Source organism: Pseudomonas sp. H2_A10, assembly GCF_054680085.1.
Genome location: NZ_CP162821.1, coordinates 2,839,180 through 2,857,733 on the forward strand (window position 1 = coordinate 2,839,180; position 18,554 = coordinate 2,857,733).

Genomic DNA, 18,554 nt, shown 5'->3' on the forward strand with positions numbered 1-18,554 from the left:
TGAAAGGTTCAAAGAGGTTTGCTGACGGCGGCGCTGTTGGGCGCCACGCTTGTCGGGGTCAATACGGCAGAGGGCGCGGTCTTGGCGAAGAACACCAGGATCGCCGCCAGCACCGAGGTGCCGGCCAGGCCGTAGAGGCCGCCCTGGATCGAACCGGTGGTCTGTTCCAGGAAGCCGAAGGTGGTCGGCGCAACGAAGCCGCCGAGGTTGCCGATGGAGTTGATCAGCGCGATCACCGCCGCCGCGATGCGCACATCCAGGTAACCCTGGGGGATCGGCCAGAACAGCGATGACGCCGACTTGAAACCGATGGCCGCAAAGCAGATCGCCACGAAGGCGAAAATCGGCCCACCGGTGGTAGACATGAACATGCCTGCCGCGGCAATCAACAGTGCCGCCGCGACCCAGGCCTGCTGGAACTTGAACTTGCCCGACAGCGACGCGAAGGCGTACATGGCGATGATCGAGATCAGCCAGGGGATCGAGTTGAAGAAGCCCACCTGCACGTCACTCAAGTCGCCCATCTTTTTGATGATGCTCGGCAGCCAGAATGTCGCCGCGTAAATCGTCAGTTGGATGCAGAAGTACAACGCGCAAAACAGCAGGATCTGACGGTCTTTGAGCAGCTTGCCGAGGGTGGGTTTGACGCTGGTCAGCGCTTCACGCTGGCGTTGTTCGGCGTCGATGGCGCCGACCAGTGCGTCCTGCTCTTCACGGCTCATCCATTTGGCATCGTGGGGCTTGGAGTCGAGCCAGAACCACACAAAGAACCCGATCACCACCGAGGCCAGGCCTTCGATGGCGAACATCCATTGCCAGCCATGAAAACCAAAGCCTTCGATCTGCAACAGCACCCCCGACAGAGGGCCCGAGATCAACGACGCCACCGCCGAGCCGCTGAGAAAAATCGCGATGGCTTTACCGCGCTCCACGCCCGGCAACCAGCGCGTGAAGTAGTAGATCACCCCAGGGAAAAAACCGGCCTCGGCCACGCCCAGCAGAAAACGCAGGATGTAGAAGTGGGTTTCGTTCTGGATGAACGCCATCATCGTCGCGACGATGCCCCAGGTGAACATGATGCGGGTCAGCCAGATGCGCGCGCCGACCTTTTGCAGCAGCATGTTGGACGGTACTTCGAACAGGGCGTAGCCAATGAAGAACAACCCGGCGCCAAAGCCATAGGCCGCGGCGCCGATGCCCAGGTCATGCTCCATGTGCGTGCGCACGAAGCCGATATTGACCCGGTCGATGTAGTTGAGGATGAACATGATCACGAACAGTGGAAGCACATGGCGCTTCACTTTGCTCACGGCGCGCGCGAGGACGGGATCGCGGGTGGGTGCAACGGATGCATGGCTTGAACGAGTCACAATGGAAAACTCCCCCTGATTATTTTTATGCGGGTTTGTATGTGTTGTTGATAGACATCATACAAGTGCATTTCTGGGGTTCGCAATCCATGGCGGGGTGTTTTTGTGTTTATAAGGTGACCAGGGGGCTGCTTGATTTAGTTATTAGTCCGTATTTATTGGGGTTTTGTGAGCGCTTGCGTTGAATTCCTCTGTTTGAAAATGCCCGCTCGATAGCGTCAGTTGTTAAACGCTACAGATTGGTTGTCATACAAGATGATGGTTTTCTCACGCGCTCAGCAATGTCCCTCCAGCAGGATGTTAAGCTCCGCCCAGCCCAACCTCGTGGACCTCCCGCAATGCCCATTGAAAGCCCAGCGCCCCTGCGTAGACGCTCTAACAACCTGGCCCAAGGCGTGGTCGATGCCCTGACCCAGCGCATCCAGCTCGGGCAATTGAAACCCGGTGAAAAACTGCCGTCCGAATCCACCATCGTGCGTGAGCACGGCGTCAGCCGTACGGTGGTGCGCGAGGCGCTTTCCAAGTTGCAGGCCTCGGGGCTGGTGGAGACGCGGCATGGCATCGGCACCTTCGTGCTGGAGCAAAACGCCCAGCAGGGCTTGCGCCTGCATGTGGATACGGTGGCCAGCGTGCGTAACATGCTGGAACTGCGCCTGGGCCTGGAAGTACAAGCGGTAGCGCTGGCCGCGCTGCGCAGAAGCGAGGTGCAACTGGCCGATATGCGCCAGGCGCTGGATGACTACCAGGCCTGCCTGGCCAACCACGACAGCTGTGTGGAAGAGGACAAGCGCTTTCACCAACTGATCGCCGAGGCCACCGGCAATACGTTCTTCAGCGAAATCATGTCGCACCTGGGCAATGCGATGATTCCCCGCACTCAGGTCAAGGGCGCCGAGCGCGGCGGCGCCGATTTTGCCAAGCTCGGGCAATTGGCGAACCTTGAGCATGAGGCGATTTTTAATGCGATCAAACGCCAGGACCCGGACGCGGCGCGGGCCGCCATGGTGCTGCACCTGACCAACAGCCGGGATCGGTTTTCCGGCGAATGACAAGGACTCAAGGTTGAACGAACAGACATTGTCCCAGCGCCTGGAGCGCGTGGCGGCGCATATACCGCACGGCGCACGCCTGGCCGATATCGGCTCGGACCACGCCTACCTGCCGGTGGCATTGTTGCGCCGTGGCGTGATCGAGGCGGCCGTGGCGGGGGAGGTGGCCGCCACGCCTTTTCAAGCGGCCAAGCGTACCGTGTGTGACAACGGCCTGGAGCAGCGCATCCGCGTGCGCTTGGCCGATGGTTTGTCGGCCATCGAACCCGACGACCGTATCACCGCCGTCAGCCTGTGCGGCATGGGCGGCGAAACGATCCGCGACATCCTCGAAGCCGGCAAGGCCCATTTGAGCGGTCATGAGCGGCTGGTCCTGCAACCCAACGGCGGCGAGCAACCGCTGCGCGTGTGGTTGATGCACAACGGCTACCGCATCGTCAGTGAAGAGTTGCTGCACGAAAACCGCTTCTACTACGAAATCATCGTCGCCGAGCGCTCGGAGCCGGTGGTGTACAGCGCTGAAGAATTGTACTTCGGCCCGCTGCACATGCAGGCGCGTACGCCGGTCTTCCTGGTCAAGTGGCAACGCGCGCTGCGCCTCAAGCACAAGACCCTGGCCGGCTTCGAACAGGCACGGCAGACGCTGCCCGAGGCTAAGCGCCAAGAGATAGCCCGGCAGATTCAGTGGATGATTCAATTGCTGGGTTGATCGCTGTTGTCGCCGGATCCGCATCCATGGCGCCGGATATGCTCCAATAACCGCCTCATTCGCTCACCCAGGACACCTGCCATGGCCGACACCACCGACCAAGCCTTCTACGACCGCGCAGACGCACATATCGAACTGTCGAACGAGCAGCTCAAAACCTTCGAAGACCTCGGTCAGGTCAGCGCCTCAATGATGTTCGGCACCACCCGGTTCAATGCCTGGGCGTGTGCGCGTAATTTTAAATCCGGCGCGCACATGGCCGAGGAGCGCGAGGCGATGCTGAAGTATTTCTGTGAGCAGTACCGGATGATGCTTGAAGACAATCTGGACGATCACATCAATAATTTTACTCAGTACATGCAAGTCAAATAGGGCGCCGGTACTGCGTCCACCAGCCATATGCCGTTGTCCGCCTGGAAGAACCGCATGCCTGCCTTTCTCATCGCGTGCGTATCAATGCTGAGCAGCACCGGTTGCCCATAGCGCTTGCCGACGGCCATCGCGGTCTCAGGGTTCTCTGTCAGGTGCACATGGTGCCGGCTGCCCGGAATCAGTCCTTGAATGTCGATGGAGGCCATGAAGCGGCTGGCGGTACCGTGGTAGAGCACGGCCGGCGGTTCCTTTTCGATGTGCTGCACCTGCACGTGTTCAGTGCTATGGCCTTGGGCGGCGCGGATGCGGTAGCCATCGTCGGAGAGTGTGAAGCGCTTTTTATCGTTGGTCTCAACGACATCGAGCAAGGCCTGGCGGTCAACGTTATGCCCGTGGCGGTTGGCTTTTGTGATCAGTTCGTCAATATCGGTCCAGCCGTCGCTGTCCAGTGCAATACTCAATGACTCCGGGGCATGGCGCAGTACGTAGCTGAGGAATCTGCTGATATCGTCGCGTTGTTTCTTATTCAAGAGGATTTCCTTTTCCGAGGTGAGCTTGATTGCCGTCAGACGCATTCAGCCCTTCAAGTTTGTTCGGTTCGCGGCCGATAGGATGCCTGTAATTGAAGATGTTTTGGAGCGCATCTCAGGTAGTCGTCTCCGCCGGTTACAACACCCTGGCCGACACTGAGTGCTTTTGCCCCATTTTCGTGCGCGCCACCGGCACCATAAGCACACCGAGCGCGCTGTTTCGGGGCTGCGTGCCGGCGGCTCGTATCTTGCTAGTGCCAAGCTAATCAATGACATGGCATTTTGCCGTTAGTCATTTCAAGGCTTGGCCTGCCGTTTATTCGCGTGGGTTGTTTTTGGGAGTGGTCGGACATGCACAGCTTGTTATCACCCGGTATCCGCCTGCTCGGACGTCTCGGTTTCGCACGTAAATTCCAGATTCTGTTTTTCCTGTTCATGCTGCCCCTGGCCGGTAGCCTGTGGATGATCGGGCAGGACTATCGTGAAAAATTAAGCGTGATTTCCAACGAACAGTCCGGCGTCCGCCAACTGTTGGCCCTGGACACACTGGACGGCCAATTGACCGCCCAGCGCAACCTGGCCGCGCGCTGGAAAGCAGCAGACATCCTGCACGCCCCGACGCCGGCGGCGAAGGCGGCGATGGACAAGGTCGATGCGAATTTCCCACTGATCCAGCAAAGCCTGCAAACCTTGGGCGATACCCTCAAAACCCAGAACGCCGGGGCCGATATCCTGGCGCGCTTCGACGCGTTGCAGGCCACGGTCAAGGGCATGGACTCCGCGTCCCTGCGCACCGTGGGCTGGTGGCCGGACGGCTACGACCGTTTCACCTCGGCCCTGAGCGCGATGCAAACCCTGCGTGAGCAGATCACCCTGGACGCCGGCCTGATCCTCGACCCCTGGCTGGAAACCTACATGCTGATGCAGATGGGCACGCAGCAGACGCCGGACCTGATCGAGCGCATCGGTCGCATGGCCAGTGTCGGTCAATCGTCCATCGCGTCCGGGCAATTCACCCTGCAAAGCCGTTTGCAGATGCGCGACCTGCGCAGCCGCATCGGCGACGCGCGCGACCAGTTGGACAAGGCTGCGACTGCGCTCAAAGCCAAGCAATTCGACGGCATGCAACCCTGGACCGCGCAGTACGACAACAGCCTGCAGCTGTTGGATAACGAACTCAAAGTGCTCGATGACGGCGTGTTCGGCGGCAGTATCAAGCTTGACACCACCAGCTTTGAGCGCAGTGTTGACACCACGCTCGCCTCGCTTGGCGCGCTGCGTGTGCAGTCGCTCACCTCGCTGGATGCGCGCTTGAGCTACTACCACAGCCACGCCAACCAACGCTTCATTCCCCTGGCGCTGACGTTCGGCCTGCTGGCCCTGGCGGCGCTGTACCTGTTCGTGTGCCTGCAAGCTTCCATCCGCCGCAGCGCCAGTGGCATCACCACCCTGGCCGAGTCCCTGCGCGACGGTAACCTGTGCGTGGAAGTGGCGGTGGAAGGGCGTGACGAACTGGCGGCTATCAGCACGGCACTGAACGTGGCGGTGATGCAGCTGCGCACCAGCCTGCTGGGGGTCAATCACGAAACCCAGCAACTGGGCTCAGCGGTGCTCACCCTCAATTCGCAATCGGGCAGCACCCTCACTGAAGTCGAAGACCAGCAACACCAGATCAGCCAGATTGCCGCTGCCGCCACGCAGTTGGCCGCCACCTCCATGGGCGTCGCCAGAAGCTGCGAGCAAGCCTCGGGCAGCGCCCAGCAGACCCGGCGCATTGCCGAAGACAGCAGCCGTGACAGCCAGCGCACCACCGCGAGCATCCAGCAGCTCAACCAACGCCTTACCGACACCGCCGATGCGTTGCAGCAGGTGAGCCAGCAGGGGCAGCAGATTCAATCGGTGGTCGACACCATTCGCGGCATTGCCGAACAGACCAACCTGCTGGCGCTCAACGCGGCCATCGAGGCGGCGCGTGCCGGTGAGCAGGGCAGGGGGTTTGCGGTGGTGGCCGATGAAGTGCGCAGCCTGTCGCAACGCACCCAGGCTTCCACGGCGCAGATCGCCGGCACCGTCGACAGCCTGCGCGCGACCGTCAGCCAGGCGGTCACCTTGATGGGCGCCGCGTGCGAGCAAGCACTCACCGATGCCGAGTCCGTCACCGGCCTGGGCGCGCGCTTGGGCGAGATTGCCGGCGCGGTGCAGAACGTCACCGACACCCTGGCGCAAATCGCCACGGCCGTGGAAGAACAAGCGGCGACGGCGGACGAAGTGAGCGGCAATATCCAGCAAGTCGATCAGGCCGCAGGGCGCTTATTGGACGGCGCCCGCGCAGTCAACCGCGCGGCCGACACCTTGAGCAAGGGCAGCCAGGCGTTGAGTGACAACACGGCGCGGTTTCGTTTGGGCTGAGCGGCGTTGTGGTGAGCGGGGCAAGCCCGCTCACCACCTGCATCGTTCCCGAAGGGTGCTGAGGGTTACTTCGCCTGGGTGTGCAACACCTCAATCCACAACGCCCCCTTGCCCGACGCCGCTTCTCCCACCCGCTTCAATGCCCCGTTGGCGCTGACCGCATACGCCCCGACCGTGTCGCTTTTCTCGCCCGTCACCAGCAACCATCGGCCATTGGGCGAAAACGCGATATTACGCGGCTGCTTTTCTTGCACCGGGTAGTTGTCGAGAAAGCGCAGGCCGCCCGTGGCTGTGTCCAGCGCAAACGCCGATACCGAACTGCTGGTGCGTTCGCTCATCAGCAGCAGCTTGCCATCCGGCGACAGACGCAGGTCGGCGGCCCAGATGCGCGGTGTCGGGTCGTCTTTGAGGTCATTGTTGCGCGCATCGCGCACTTCGCCGTGGGCCAGTTTCAAGCGTGCGGGGATGCCGTTGGCCACGCCGACCTGGGCCAGCGCGCCGGTGTTGTGGTCGATGGCAAACGCGGTCACGGTGCCGCTCATTTCGCCGACCACATACAGGTATTGACCGTTGGCCGAGAACGCCAGGTGCCGAGGGCCGGTATTGGCCGGCACGCTGACAAAGCCCGTGCCGATCGGCGTGAGTGCGCCGGTGTTGGCGTCGAAGCGGTATTGCAGCACATGGTCGGTGCCCAGGTTGCCGGCGTACGCGAAGCGATTGCTCGGGTCGGTACGCAACGAGTGCGCGTGCAGGCCGGTTTTGTAGGTGAGGATCGGCTCGGCCTTGTCGACGGGCTGCACGCTGAGCAGGTCGGCACCGTAGGAGGCCGCGAGCAGATAACGCCCGGCGCGGTCGGTGGCCAGGTAGGCCATGCTGTCGGCCAGCGGCGCCTTGGACGTTGGCGTCAAATGCCCGCTGGCCGGGTCAATGCTGAACGCCTGCACCTGAAACGGCTTGACCCGCAGCGCGGCAAACAAGGTCTTGCCGTCCGGGCTCAGGGCCATCGGGTTGACCTGATCGCCCGCCGTTACTTGCTCGACCAGGCTCAGTGCACCGTTGCTTTCATCGAGGCGATATTGAGAAATCAAGCCATCGCCGGGGCTGGAGATGTAGGCAAAGGTGGTGGCGTTGGCGTGTGCGACGAGGCCGCAGGCAATGGCGGCGGCCAGAATGAGAGGTTTATTCACGAGCGGACCTTTATTGTTTTGATTGTGGTCAGTCATCGTATGACTATGCGGGAGTCTCGGCAATGGGTGTTTGGTCGGCGCACTGACTTCTTCATCTTGGCGCCTCGCACCAACCTGGTCCTGGGCCGACGGTTTGGCGGCGAGCCGATCCCCTGGCCCATACGGCCTATTTGCCCCAAAGTGCCGATCAGTTAAGCGAACGCAATGTTCAAAGCAATGAAGATCCCCTGTGAGCAAGCCCCCTCCCACAGGGATCTGCGCTTAACGGATCTGCCCACAAACGCGGGTGCGTCAGCGGCTGGCTCAGGAACCTTTCGCGCTCCAAGGGGCTCACTTGTCAGGTCGCTCCGTTTGATCGCCGAAAGGAATCCGCATGCTTTCAGCCTCGCCAGCCTTTGCCCAGCACCCCCCCGTCGAACGCGAACTCAGCCTGCGCGCTGTCATCATGGGGACGCTGCTCGGCATCCTGCTCACCCCTTCCAACGTGTACGCCGGCCTGAAGATCGGCTGGTCGTTCAACATGTCCATCATTGCTCTGTTGGTGGGTTATGCGATTTTCCAGGGCGTGGCCAAGCGTTCGTCCGGGCAACTGCCGTGGACGCTGCATGAAAGCAATATCAACCAGACGGTCGCTTCGGCCGCCGCTTCGATCATCTCCGGCGGGTTGGTCGCGCCGATCCCGGCCTACACCCTGCTGACCGGTAACCAACTGGACGCGCTGCCGATGATTGCCTGGGTGTTTTCGGTGAGTTTCCTGGGTATTTGGATCGCCTGGTACCTGCGGCCGTCGCTCCTCAATGACAAGGCGCTGAAATTCCCCGAAGGCATGGCCACCCTGGAAACCCTGCTGCATATCTATAACCACGGCCGCGAAGCTGCGACACGCCTTAAGGTGTTGCTCAGCGCGGCGTTGTTGTCCGGCATGGTGAAGTGGGTAGACACCTTTATGTGGACCTTCCCGCGTTGGTCACCGACGGCCCATCTGGAACGCCTGACCTTTACCGCCGACCCTTCGCTGCTGTTGCTGGGGTTTGGCGGCATCATCGGCATCCGCGTCGGTCTCACGCTGCTGCTTGGCGCGTTGCTCGCCTGGGGCGGCCTGGGCCCGTGGCTGCTGGCGCAAGGTTTGGTGACGTTGCCGGCCGACAGCAGCGGCCCGCAGTTCGCCGCTTTGGTGGAATGGCTGCTGTGGCCGGGCGTGAGCCTGATGGTGTGCTCCACGTTGGCCTCGTTGACGATCCGTCTGTGGGCGTTGCGCTCCTCCATCAAGGCCGGCGGTGGCGCCATCTGGACTCTGCCAAAACCTGGGCCTGCCGCAGGCTTCGTGTTGTCGATTGCATTCGTGGTGAGCCTGCAGGCGCTGTTGTTCGGCATCAACCTGTGGATGGCGTTATTGACCATCCCCTTGGCGATTTGCCTGGCCGCCGTGGCCGCCCGTGTAGTGGGAGCCACCGGCATTCCGCCGATTGGCGCCATCGGGCAATTGTCCCAACTGAGTTTCGGCATCGTCGCGCCCGGCCAGGTGCCGATCAACCTGATGAGCGCCAACACCGCCGGCGGCTCGGCCGGACAGTGCACCGACCTGATGAACGACTTCAAGGTAGGCAAGGCGATTGGCGCCACGCCGCACAAGCAGGTGATCGCGCAGATCCTGGGGATTTTCATCGGCAGCATCGTCGGCGTGTGCGCCTACCTGGCGCTGATTCCCGATCCGCAGTCCATGTTGCTCACCGAGGAATGGCCGGCCCCGGCAGTGGCGACCTGGAAAGCCGTGGCGCAAACCCTCACCCATGGGCTGGATTCGTTGTCGCTGAGTATCCGTTGGGCGATTGCCATTGGCGCTGTGATGGGCGTGTTGTTGGGGGGGCTTGACAGCCTGTTGCCCGCGCATCGCTCCCGTTACCTGCCCAGTGCCGCCGCACTGGGGCTGGCCTTTGTGTTGCCGGCGTCGGTATCGCTGATGATGGCGCTGGGCGCGATACTGACCTGGCTGGTGAGCTGCCGCTGGCCGAGCCTCACCGAGCGTTTCGCGATTACCGCGGCGGCGGGATTGATTGCCGGGGAGAGCATTACCGGGGTAGGGGCGTCGTTATGGCAGATGCTCGGATAGCAGCCACCATTGAGCGCCTGTTATCTACTTGGCAAACGCATACTCGCCACCCTGTTCCAGCGCCTGGCGATACGCCGGCCGTGCCTGAAACCGTTGCACCCACGCCGCCAAGTGCGGGTATGCCTGCAACTTGCCCTGCGCCTTGGCGATTTCGCCGATAAAGCTCATCTGGATATCCGCGCCGCTCAGCTCATCGCCCAAAAGGTACGGCGTCGTTGCCAGCGCGTCGTTGAGATAACCGAGGTAGTTGGCCACTTCCGATTCAATCCGCGGGTGCAACGGCGCACCGGCATCGCCCAACCGCCCCACGTACAGGTTGAGCATCAACGGCAGCATGGCCGAGCCTTCGGCGAAGTGCAGCCACTGCACGTACTGATCGTAGCGCGCGCCCGCCGGGTCCGGTTGCAGGCGGCCTGCGCCATGGCGGCGGATCAGGTAGTCGACGATGGCGCCGGACTCGATCACCACCTTGCCAGCGTCTTCGATCACCGGCGACTTGCCCAGCGCATTGATCGCCTTGAGTTCAGGCGGCGCGAGGTTGGTCTTCGGGTCGCGTTGGTAGCGCTTGATCTCGTAGGGCAGGCCGAGCTCTTCGAGCAGCCACAGGATGCGCTGCGAACGTGAGTTGTTGAGGTGGTGAACAATGATCATGGAAACTCCGGCGGCTGAGGGGTAGGTGTAGGAACAGACTGCTGTGCGGGCGCAGAGTGCCCTCAATCGGCGAACGCCGCCTCGATGAACGCGTCCAGGCCCTTCTCTTCGAGGATCTCGATAGAGAAATGCCCAAAGCGCTTGGGCAGCCAGATAATGCGCCCGCCGGCCGGCGTTTGCAGGTTTTGCTTCGCCAATGGCTGGCCATTTTCATCTTCGGGTTGCACGCCCGAGGCCACCAGTTCGTCGTAAGCAACCTCAATGTCCGGCGTCGAGTAGCAATGACGATAGATCATGCCTTCGCCATGGGCGTCCAACAATTCCCGCAGGTTGCCCGCGATCGGCTGAACCAGCATGAAGCGCTCCTGGCCCATCAGCGCCACGGCATAACGCACATGCAGGCCGCCCCGGTCCCAGATGAAAGTCCTGGAAATACGCGCCTTGAGGGTTTGCGCGTAGTAGGCGCAGGCGTCTTCAAGGTTGGCGACCAGTACGTCGACGTGACTGAATTTCAGGTCCATGGGGTGCCTCCTTTGCGAATCGACGACCATCGTAACCACGATAGGTATCACAGGGATATCCATCTCGACGGCATCCTTTCAGGCACTGAAACACTCAATTGCCATTCGTGCAGGTTCCGCCCAGCAGCCGATAGCGCAAAAATCCAACCGCGCGCTGTGCTTGCTTAACCCAAGGCGCGATCGAGGAGAGCACCAATGGATGAGATCTCGACACCGCCGGCCTCACCGTGGCACGCGGGCGAACTGGCCTTGCAGCGCAGCGTGGGCGCGGTAGACATGATGGCCGGCGTGGGCCAGCGGCAAATGGCACGCGACTGGATGCCAGACCAGCACCGCGAGTTCTATGCGCAACTGCCCTTTGTGGTGCTGGGCAGCGTGGACCGCCAGGGCGATGTGTGGGCGACCCTGCGCAGCGGGCAGCCGGGCTTCATGCAGTCGCCCACCCCGCAAACCCTGCGGATTACGCTGGCGCCGCAACCCCAGGACCCGGCCCAGGAGGGCTTGGGCGAGGGGCGTGCGATCGGCATGCTGGGCATCGAGTTGCATACCCGACGCCGCAACCGCATGAACGGCATTGTGCGTCGCCAACTCAAGCAGGGCGTTGAGATCGAAGTCACCCAGGCCTATGGCAACTGCCCGCGTTATATCAACCTGCGCCAGTACCGCGTGGTCGACGAACAGCCTGGCCCTGTGGTCGAGTTGCCCGCCAACGACCCGTTGATCCGGCGCCTGGTGACCACGGCGGACTCGTTCTACGTGGCCACTTACGTGATCCGCGACGGCCAGATGCAGGTCGATGCGTCCCATCGCGGCGGGCTGCCCGGCTTCGTGCGCGTGGAGGCGGACGGCAGCCTGACCGTGCCGGATTTCTCCGGCAACCTGTTCTTCAACACCCTGGGCAATATCCTGCTGAACCCGCGTGCGGGCCTGGTTTTTGTCGATTTTGCCAGCGGTGACCTGTTGCAAATGAGCGGCAGCGCCCAAGTGCTGTTGGATGACCCCGAAATCGCCGCGTTCCAGGGCGCCGAGCGGCTGTGGCGGTTTACCCCGCAACGCAGCGTCTACCGCAAGGCTGCGCTCGGGTTGCGCTGGGAAGACCAGGCCGAAGGGGTGTCTCCCAGCTCACTGATGACCGGCAATTGGTCGCAGGCCGCCGAACGGTTCAAGGCCCAGGCCCTCAGCGCGCAATGGCGGGCGCTGCGGGTGGCGCGGGTGGTTGATGAAAGTGCACACATCCGCTCGTTTTACCTGCACGCCGACGACGGTGCGGGGCTGCCGGTCTATGCGCCGGGGCAGCATCTGCCGGTGCGCGTGACATTGCCGGGCCACGCGGCGGCGGTGATTCGCACCTACAGCGTCTCCAGTGCGCCGTCCGATGATTTCCTGCGCATCAGCGTCAAGCGCGACGGCGCGGTGTCTTCGCATTTGCATGCGCAGCTTCAGGTTGGCGACCGGCTGCAAGTGCGGGCGCCCCAGGGGCACTTCACGGTGCGGCCCGCCGAGCGTCGGCCGTTGGTGTTGCTGGGCGCCGGCGTGGGGATCACGCCGTTGCTGTCGATGCTGCGCGAGGTGGTATACGAAGGCAAACGCATCAACCGCATGCGCCCGACCTGGCTGATCCAAAGTGCGCGCACGGTGCAGGAGCTGGCGTTTACCGATGAACTGAAGGCGCTGCTGGCACGAGCCGGGGACAAGCTGCATTGGTTGCGGGTTGTCAGCCAGGCGCCTGGGCCGGGGCCGGGCTACGACGCGGTGGGCAGGATCGACATTTCGCTGCTCAAGTCGGTGCTGCCGTTGGATGACTACGACTATTACCTGTGCGGCCCCGGCACCTTCACCCAGGCGCTGTACGACGGCCTGCGCGCGCTGCGTATCCCGGACGAGCGCATTCATGCCGAAACCTTCGGGCCATCCACGCTGGTACGCGACAGCGAGGTGAGCGTGGCCGCGGCGCCACAAACGCCGGTCTCCAGCGAAGCGGTGAAAGTGCTGTTTGCCACCTCCGCTAAAGAGGCGCGCTGGGAACCCGGCGCCGGCACCTTGCTGGAGCTGGCCGAAGCACGTGGCCTCACGCCGCCCTTCAGTTGTCGCGGCGGTTCGTGCGGCACCTGCAAATCCACCTTGCGCCGTGGCCAGGTGCATTACCTCAACACCCCCGCCGAGCCTTTGGCGCCCAACGAAGTGCTGATCTGCTGCGCCGTGCCGGCTCAGGGCAGCGAGCCGCTGGTGCTGGACATCTAAGCCCCAGGCGTGGCGCCGATCATTGCGCTTTGTGAAATGCTGGATTGCACACCCTGGTAATTCCGCTGTTGAACGCGACGGCCGAACATGGCCCCACAGACGCACTAGCGTCTTGAACCCTACCTTTGATAAATGGAGCACGTCATGTCCCGCAACCCGATCAAACTGTACCGCCACCCTCTGTCCGGCCACGCCCACCGGGTCGAGTTGATGCTGTCGCTGCTGGGCTTGCCCACCGAGCTGATCTCGGTGGACCTGGCCAACGGCGCGCACAAGACCCGCGAATTCCTGGCCCTCAATCGCTTTGGCCAAGTGCCGGTCATCGACGACAACGGCACGGTGTTGGCCGATTCGAATGCCATCCTCACCTACCTTGCCGTCAAGTACGGCGATGGCCAATGGTTGCCCGCCGACGCGCTGGGGCAGGCCAGGGTGCAGCGTTGGTTGTCGGTAGCGGCCGGGCAGATCCATGCGGGCCCTGCCACGGCGCGGTTGATCACGGTGTTCGGTGCAGCGTATAACGCCGAGGACGCGATCGCGCGCTCCCACGCCTTGCTCAAGGTCATGGAAGAAGAACTGGGCGACAGCCCCTTCCTGGCCGGCAGCGCGCGAACCATCGCCGATATCGCCGCCTACACTTACGTGTCCCACGCGCCGGAAGGCAATGTCGACTTGAGCGACTACCCGCAGGTGCGTGCATGGCTGGGCCGCATTGAAGCGTTGCCCGGTTTTGCCGGCATGCAACGTACCGCCATAGGCCTGCAACAGGCGTGATTCACACCACCACAACGGGTTTGCCATGGATCGCTTTCAAGAAATGCAGGTGTTTGTCAGCGTCGCGGAAGAAGAGGGTTTCGCCGCCGCGGCGCGTCGCCTGCACATTTCCGCGCCGAGCGTGACGCGGGCGATTGCGGCCATGGAGGCGCGCATCGGCACGCAGTTGCTGGCGCGAACCACGCGCAGCCTGCACCTGACCGAAGCGGGCCAGCGCTACCTGGAAGACTGCCGGCGCATCCTGAGCGAGCTGGACGAGGCGGAGCAATCCGCCTCGGGCGGCTACTCCTTGCCGCGCGGCGCCCTCACAGTGACCGCGCCGGTGCTGTTCGGCGAACTCTACATCGCACCGTTGCTGGCTGATTACCTCGACCTGTTTCCCGCCGTACAGGTCAACGCATTGCTGGTCGACCGGCTGGTTAACCTGTCGGAGGAAGGCATCGATGTGGCCATCCGCATCGGCCATCTGCACGACAGCCAGCAGCACGCGATCAAGGTCGGTGAGGTGCGCCAGGTGGTTTGCGGCGCGCCGGTGTATTTTGCGCGTCACGGTCGGCCCAGCCATCCCCACGAGTTGAGCCGCGCCAATGTGGTGATGTCCAGCGCCAGCACGCTGCTGAGCGACTGGCACTTTCGCAGTGATGCCGGCCCCTTGAGCGTGCGCGTGGACCCACGCCTGGTGGTGAGTGCCAACCAGGCGGCGATCCATGTCGCCTGTGAGGGCTGGGGGCTGACCCGGGTGTTGTCCTATCAAGTGGCGCAACGTGTGGCCGATGGCGAGCTGAGCCTGGTGCTCGAAGCGTTCGAGCCTGCCGCGTTGCCGATTCATGTGGTGTACCAGAACACCACACGGGTGCCGGCCAAGGTGCGCACCTGCGTGGACTTTCTGGTCGAGCGTCTGCGCCAGGATTTCAGGCTCAAGCCTGTACACCCCGGCGCCGCGTGATGGACCGCTACCATGAAATGCTGATGTTTCGCGCCTTGTCGCAGCGCCCCAGCCTTGCCTCGGCGGCGCGCCTGCTGGAGGTCTCCGGCCCGACACTGGTGCGCGCCATCGCCCGCCTGGAGGCGCGGCTTGGCGTACCGCTGGTGGTGCGCAGCACGCGCGGTGTGGCGCTGACAGAAGCGGGCGCGGCGTTCATGGCTGACTGTTCGCGCATCCTGGATGACGTCGAGCAGGCCGAAGCGTTTGCCAAGGGCTTGCACGTGCAGGCACAAGGCAGCCTGCGGGTGCATCTGCCGTTGTTGTTCAGTCGTTATGTCATGGCGCCGATGCTGACGCGCTACATGGACCTGTACCCGCAGGTGCGGCTCTTTGCGCATTATCATGACCGCCTCGTCAACCTGCATGAGGAAGGCGTGGATGTGGCCGTGGTGATGGGGCATTTGCCCAACTCCTCGTTGATTGCGCGCCCGGTCGGGCAGGTGCGCTCGATCATCTGCGCCAGCCCGGCGTATCTGGCCGCCCATGGCCAACCCCAGGTTCCACACGACCTGCTGCAGCACCGACTGATCGCCGTGCAGGCCCATCAGGACAAGGTGCAATGGCCGTTCCAGGCCGGCGTCGAAACCTGCCTGCTCAAGGCGCGCCCTCACCTCAGTTGCTCCACCGTGCAGGCAGCCATCAACGCCGCTGCCCATGGCGCCGGGCTGGTGCGGTGCGAGAGTTATGCGCTGTACGACTATTTGCAGAGCGGGCGCCTGCGCCGGGTGTTATCCGCCTGCGAGCCGGCATCGATTCCGGTGCAGGTGGTATACCGCGAAGGCCTCAAGGCGCCGGTGCGTGTACGCAGCCTGGTCGATTTCCTGGTCGACCATCTGCGCGAGCACCCGGCGTTGCGCTGAGGCGCAAGTGCCCGCAGATCCACTGTGGGAGGGGGCTTGCTCCCGATGGCAGAGTGTCAGATACAGATAAGTTGGCTGGCACACCGCAATCGGGAGCAAGCCCCACATTTGGAACTGCGTTGTGATTGGGTCGACTGCCGCTGACGCCCACGGTTTGCCTGCGTGTCGACATCGAGCATGACAATGGCGCAACCAGGCTACTTTGGCCTTGCCGAGCCCCCTTAAGGTGGTGCGAATTCGGTCGCAGAGCACAACAAGAACAATGAATAGCCTGAACTCCACGGATTCCAACGGCCAGTTGGCGCAAGGCTTCAAGCCGCGCCACGTGACCATGCTGTCCATCGCCGGCATCATCGGTGCCGGGTTGTTTGTCGGTTCCGGGCATGCCATTGCGGCCGCCGGGCCGGCGGTGTTGCTGGCCTATCTGGCCTCGGGGCTGCTGGTGGTGCTGGTGATGCGCATGCTCGGTGAAATGGCCGTGGCGCGGCCGGACACGGGCTCGTTTTCCACCTACGCCGACCAGGCCATCGGCCCTTGGGCGGGGTTCACCATCGGTTGGCTGTATTGGTGGTTCTGGGTGCTGGTCATCCCGATCGAGGCGCTGGCGGCCGGGCATGTGCTCAACCAGTGGTTCGCGCAGGTGGACGCGTGGCTGTTCGCCTTGCTGTCGATCATCCTGCTGGTCATCACCAACCTGTTCAGCGTGGCCAAGTACGGTGAGTTCGAGTTCTGGTTCGCGATGGCCAAGGTGCTCGCGATCATGGGGTTCATCGGCCTGGGTTTCAGCGTGTTGATGGGCTGGGTTCCCGACCGCGAGGCCAGCGGCCTCAGCCGGTTGATGCAGGAACACGGCGGTTTCGCACCCAACGGCCTGTCGGCGGTGGTGGGCGCGTTTATCACCATTATGTTCAGTTTCATCGGCACCGAAGCCGTGACTATCGCGGCGGCCGAGTCGAGTAACCCGGCGCAGAACATCGCCAAGGCCACCCGTTCGGTGATCTGGCGCATCGGCATTTTTTACCTGTTGTCGATTTCCATCGTCATTTCGGTGGTGCCGTGGAATGACCCGCTGCTGGCGTCGGTCGGTTCTTATCAACGCGCGCTGGAGTTGATGAACATCCCCCATGCCAAATTCATGGTTGACCTCGTGGTGTTGATCGCCGTGGCCAGCTGCATGAACTCCTCGATCTACATCTCTTCGCGCATGTTGTTTTCCCTAGGCAAACGTGGCGACGCACCGCAAGCGCTCAAACGCACCTCGACGGCAGGCGTGCCCAGGGCCGCGGTGGTTGCCAGCACCATCATCGGCGCGGGCGTGACATTGCTCAGTTACTTCATGCCGGCCGGGTTGTTCCAGTTTCTGCTGGCCAGTTCCGGCGCCATCGCGCTGCTGGTGTATTTGGTGATTGCCATCTCCCAACTGCGCATGCGCCGGTTGCTGCGTCGACAGAACGTCGAGTTGAGCTTTCGCATGTGGCTGTTTCCCTGGCTGACCTACCTGGTGATCGTGTTCATCTGCCTGGCGCTGGGGGTGATGATGGTCACGCCGGAGCACCGTACCGAAGTGTCGTCGACCATTGGCCTGGCGCTGGTCATCTCCTTGATCGGCCTGCTCACGGCGCGTCCGCACGGCCCGACGGCCGAACCGGTTTCGCTGGGGCAATCCTGATCAGCCGTTGGGGGGTACCGGTCATGACGCCTCACGCGCCTGCTTGCCAGAACATCGGCTTTTTGCTGCTGGACCAGTTCACCCTGATTTCACTGGCCTCGGCGGTCGAGCCGCTGCGCATGGCCAACCAACTGGCCGGCGAAGAGCTCTACCGCTGGCAAACCCTCAGCTTCAACGGCCAGCCGGTGTGGGCGAGCGATGGCGTGCCGGTCACGCCGGATGCCTCGACGCAGGACCCGCACAGCTTCGACGCTGTGATCGTGTGCGGTGGCGTGGGTATTCGCACGGCGGTGAAGCCTGAGCACATCGCCTGGCTGCGCAACCAGGCCCGCGTGCATTGCAAGCGCCTCGGCGCGGTGTGTACCGGCAGTTGGGCACTGGCCATGGCAGGCTTGCTCGATGGCTTCCAATGCAGCGTGCATTGGGAGCTGATGGCGTCGATGCAGGAAGCCTTTGCGCGGGTCACTGTCAGCTCCAGTGTGTTCACCCTCGACGGCAACCGCTTCACCAGCTCCGGCGGCACCGCGCCGCTGGACATGATGCTGCACCTGATTGGCCGCGATCACGGGCATGAGCTGTCGGCGGCGATATCGCAGATGTTCGTGTACGAGCGCATCCGCAACGAACGCGACCACCAGCGCGTGCCACTTAAGCACCTGCTTGGCACGCAACAGCCCAAACTGCAGGAAGTGGTGGCCTTGATGGAAGCCAACCTGGAAGAACCCCTCGATCTTGATGACCTGGCGGCTTATGTGCAGGTATCCCGGCGCCAACTGGAGCGCATGTTCCAGCGTTACCTGTACTGCACGCCGTCACGTTATTACCTCAAGCTGCGCCTCACGCGTGCGCGTCAGTTACTGATGCAAACGCCTATTTCGATTGTGGAACTGGCGGTGATCTGCGGCTTCGTGTCCACGCCGCATTTTTCCAAGTGCTATCGGGATTTCTTCGGCGTAGCGCCCAGCGACGAACGCTGCGACATGCGCCTGCAACCCCCGCAGGCGAGCCGGCCGGTGGTGCATCCGCGCTCGTCGGCAAAGCCGAAGAACACGCTGGAACAGGCGCGCGATGAGCCGACCTTTGCGAGTGTGCAGATTCAACGGCGCTGACGCTCGGC

Annotated in this window: 16 protein-coding genes; 11 read left to right on the forward strand and 5 right to left on the reverse strand. The window is 62.8% G+C overall.

Going from position 1 to position 18,554, the window contains the following annotated elements; all coding sequences use genetic code 11:
* Positions 1 to 8: 8 nt before the first annotated feature.
* The gene (locus AB4O23_RS13170) at positions 9 to 1,370 is read right to left on the reverse strand and encodes an MFS transporter (RefSeq protein ID WP_065877705.1); all 1,362 of its coding nucleotides are present in this window, start codon (positions 1,368 to 1,370) and stop codon (positions 9 to 11) included.
* 338 nt (positions 1,371 to 1,708) lie between these two features.
* Here AB4O23_RS13170 and AB4O23_RS13175 point away from each other — a divergent pair, with 338 nt between their 5' ends.
* The 3 genes from AB4O23_RS13175 (at position 1,709) to AB4O23_RS13185 (ending at position 3,500) form a co-directional block, all read left to right on the forward strand.
* Positions 1,709 to 2,419: a FadR/GntR family transcriptional regulator gene (locus AB4O23_RS13175; RefSeq protein ID WP_017527780.1), complete on the forward strand. Its 711-nt coding sequence runs from the start codon at positions 1,709 to 1,711 to the stop codon at positions 2,417 to 2,419.
* 13 nt (positions 2,420 to 2,432) lie between these two features.
* Positions 2,433 to 3,128, forward strand: coding sequence for a tRNA (adenine(22)-N(1))-methyltransferase (locus tag AB4O23_RS13180; RefSeq protein WP_460150517.1), 696 nt, complete (start codon positions 2,433 to 2,435; stop codon positions 3,126 to 3,128).
* An 81-nt stretch (positions 3,129 to 3,209) separates the two neighbouring features.
* Positions 3,210 to 3,500 carry a DUF3144 domain-containing protein gene (locus AB4O23_RS13185; RefSeq protein ID WP_065877699.1) on the forward strand — a complete coding sequence of 97 codons (291 nt, stop codon included), beginning with the start codon at positions 3,210 to 3,212 and terminating at the stop codon, positions 3,498 to 3,500.
* Here the strand turns inward: AB4O23_RS13185 and AB4O23_RS13190 are convergent.
* Positions 3,479 to 4,030: an RNA 2'-phosphotransferase gene (locus AB4O23_RS13190; protein ID WP_460063499.1), complete on the reverse strand. Its 552-nt coding sequence runs from the start codon at positions 4,028 to 4,030 to the stop codon at positions 3,479 to 3,481. The genes AB4O23_RS13185 and AB4O23_RS13190 overlap by 22 nt on opposite strands.
* A gap of 351 nt (positions 4,031 to 4,381) precedes the next feature.
* Here AB4O23_RS13190 and AB4O23_RS13195 point away from each other — a divergent pair, with 351 nt between their 5' ends.
* Positions 4,382 to 6,439, forward strand: coding sequence for a methyl-accepting chemotaxis protein (locus AB4O23_RS13195; protein WP_017527784.1), 2,058 nt, complete (start codon positions 4,382 to 4,384; stop codon positions 6,437 to 6,439).
* A gap of 65 nt (positions 6,440 to 6,504) precedes the next feature.
* Here AB4O23_RS13195 and AB4O23_RS13200 read toward each other — a convergent pair whose 3' ends face one another.
* A complete protein-coding gene (locus tag AB4O23_RS13200; RefSeq protein ID WP_217855232.1) occupies positions 6,505 to 7,626 on the reverse strand; it encodes a lactonase family protein in 1,122 nt (373 codons plus the stop codon).
* Between the two features lie 373 nt (positions 7,627 to 7,999).
* Between AB4O23_RS13200 and AB4O23_RS13205 the strand changes: the two genes are divergently transcribed.
* Positions 8,000 to 9,736, forward strand: a complete 1,737-nt coding sequence (locus AB4O23_RS13205) for an OPT family oligopeptide transporter (RefSeq protein WP_068935567.1) — start codon at positions 8,000 to 8,002, stop codon at positions 9,734 to 9,736.
* Between the two features lie 24 nt (positions 9,737 to 9,760).
* Here the strand turns inward: AB4O23_RS13205 and AB4O23_RS13210 are convergent, their stop codons facing one another.
* Entirely contained in the window at positions 9,761 to 10,387 is a 627-nt protein-coding gene (locus AB4O23_RS13210) for a glutathione S-transferase family protein (RefSeq protein WP_065877697.1), read from the reverse strand.
* 62 nt (positions 10,388 to 10,449) lie between these two features.
* Complete coding sequence (locus AB4O23_RS13215) at positions 10,450 to 10,908, reverse strand: VOC family protein (RefSeq protein ID WP_017527788.1); 459 nt, start codon at positions 10,906 to 10,908, stop codon at positions 10,450 to 10,452.
* A gap of 195 nt (positions 10,909 to 11,103) precedes the next feature.
* On the opposite strand from AB4O23_RS13215, the gene AB4O23_RS13220 reads away from it, so the two are divergent.
* The 6 genes from AB4O23_RS13220 to gbdR all read left to right on the forward strand — a co-directional run bounded on the left by AB4O23_RS13220 (position 11,104) and on the right by gbdR (position 18,546).
* Complete coding sequence (locus AB4O23_RS13220) at positions 11,104 to 13,149, forward strand: FAD-binding oxidoreductase (RefSeq protein WP_137219804.1); 2,046 nt, start codon at positions 11,104 to 11,106, stop codon at positions 13,147 to 13,149.
* Between the two features lie 144 nt (positions 13,150 to 13,293).
* The gene (locus tag AB4O23_RS13225; protein ID WP_017527790.1) at positions 13,294 to 13,923 is read left to right on the forward strand and encodes a glutathione S-transferase family protein; all 630 of its coding nucleotides are present in this window, start codon (positions 13,294 to 13,296) and stop codon (positions 13,921 to 13,923) included.
* Between the two features lie 25 nt (positions 13,924 to 13,948).
* Positions 13,949 to 14,869: a LysR family transcriptional regulator gene (locus AB4O23_RS13230; RefSeq protein ID WP_065877693.1), complete on the forward strand. Its 921-nt coding sequence runs from the start codon at positions 13,949 to 13,951 to the stop codon at positions 14,867 to 14,869.
* A complete protein-coding gene (locus AB4O23_RS13235) occupies positions 14,869 to 15,768 on the forward strand; it encodes a LysR substrate-binding domain-containing protein (protein ID WP_017527792.1) in 900 nt (299 codons plus the stop codon). The genes AB4O23_RS13230 and AB4O23_RS13235 overlap by 1 nt, the downstream gene beginning before the upstream one ends.
* A gap of 262 nt (positions 15,769 to 16,030) precedes the next feature.
* The gene (locus AB4O23_RS13240) at positions 16,031 to 17,437 is read left to right on the forward strand and encodes an amino acid permease (protein WP_065877689.1); all 1,407 of its coding nucleotides are present in this window, start codon (positions 16,031 to 16,033) and stop codon (positions 17,435 to 17,437) included.
* A 23-nt stretch (positions 17,438 to 17,460) separates the two neighbouring features.
* The gene (gene gbdR / locus AB4O23_RS13245) at positions 17,461 to 18,546 is read left to right on the forward strand and encodes a choline metabolism transcriptional regulator GbdR (protein ID WP_017527794.1); all 1,086 of its coding nucleotides are present in this window, start codon (positions 17,461 to 17,463) and stop codon (positions 18,544 to 18,546) included.
* Positions 18,547 to 18,554: the final 8 nt, after the last annotated feature.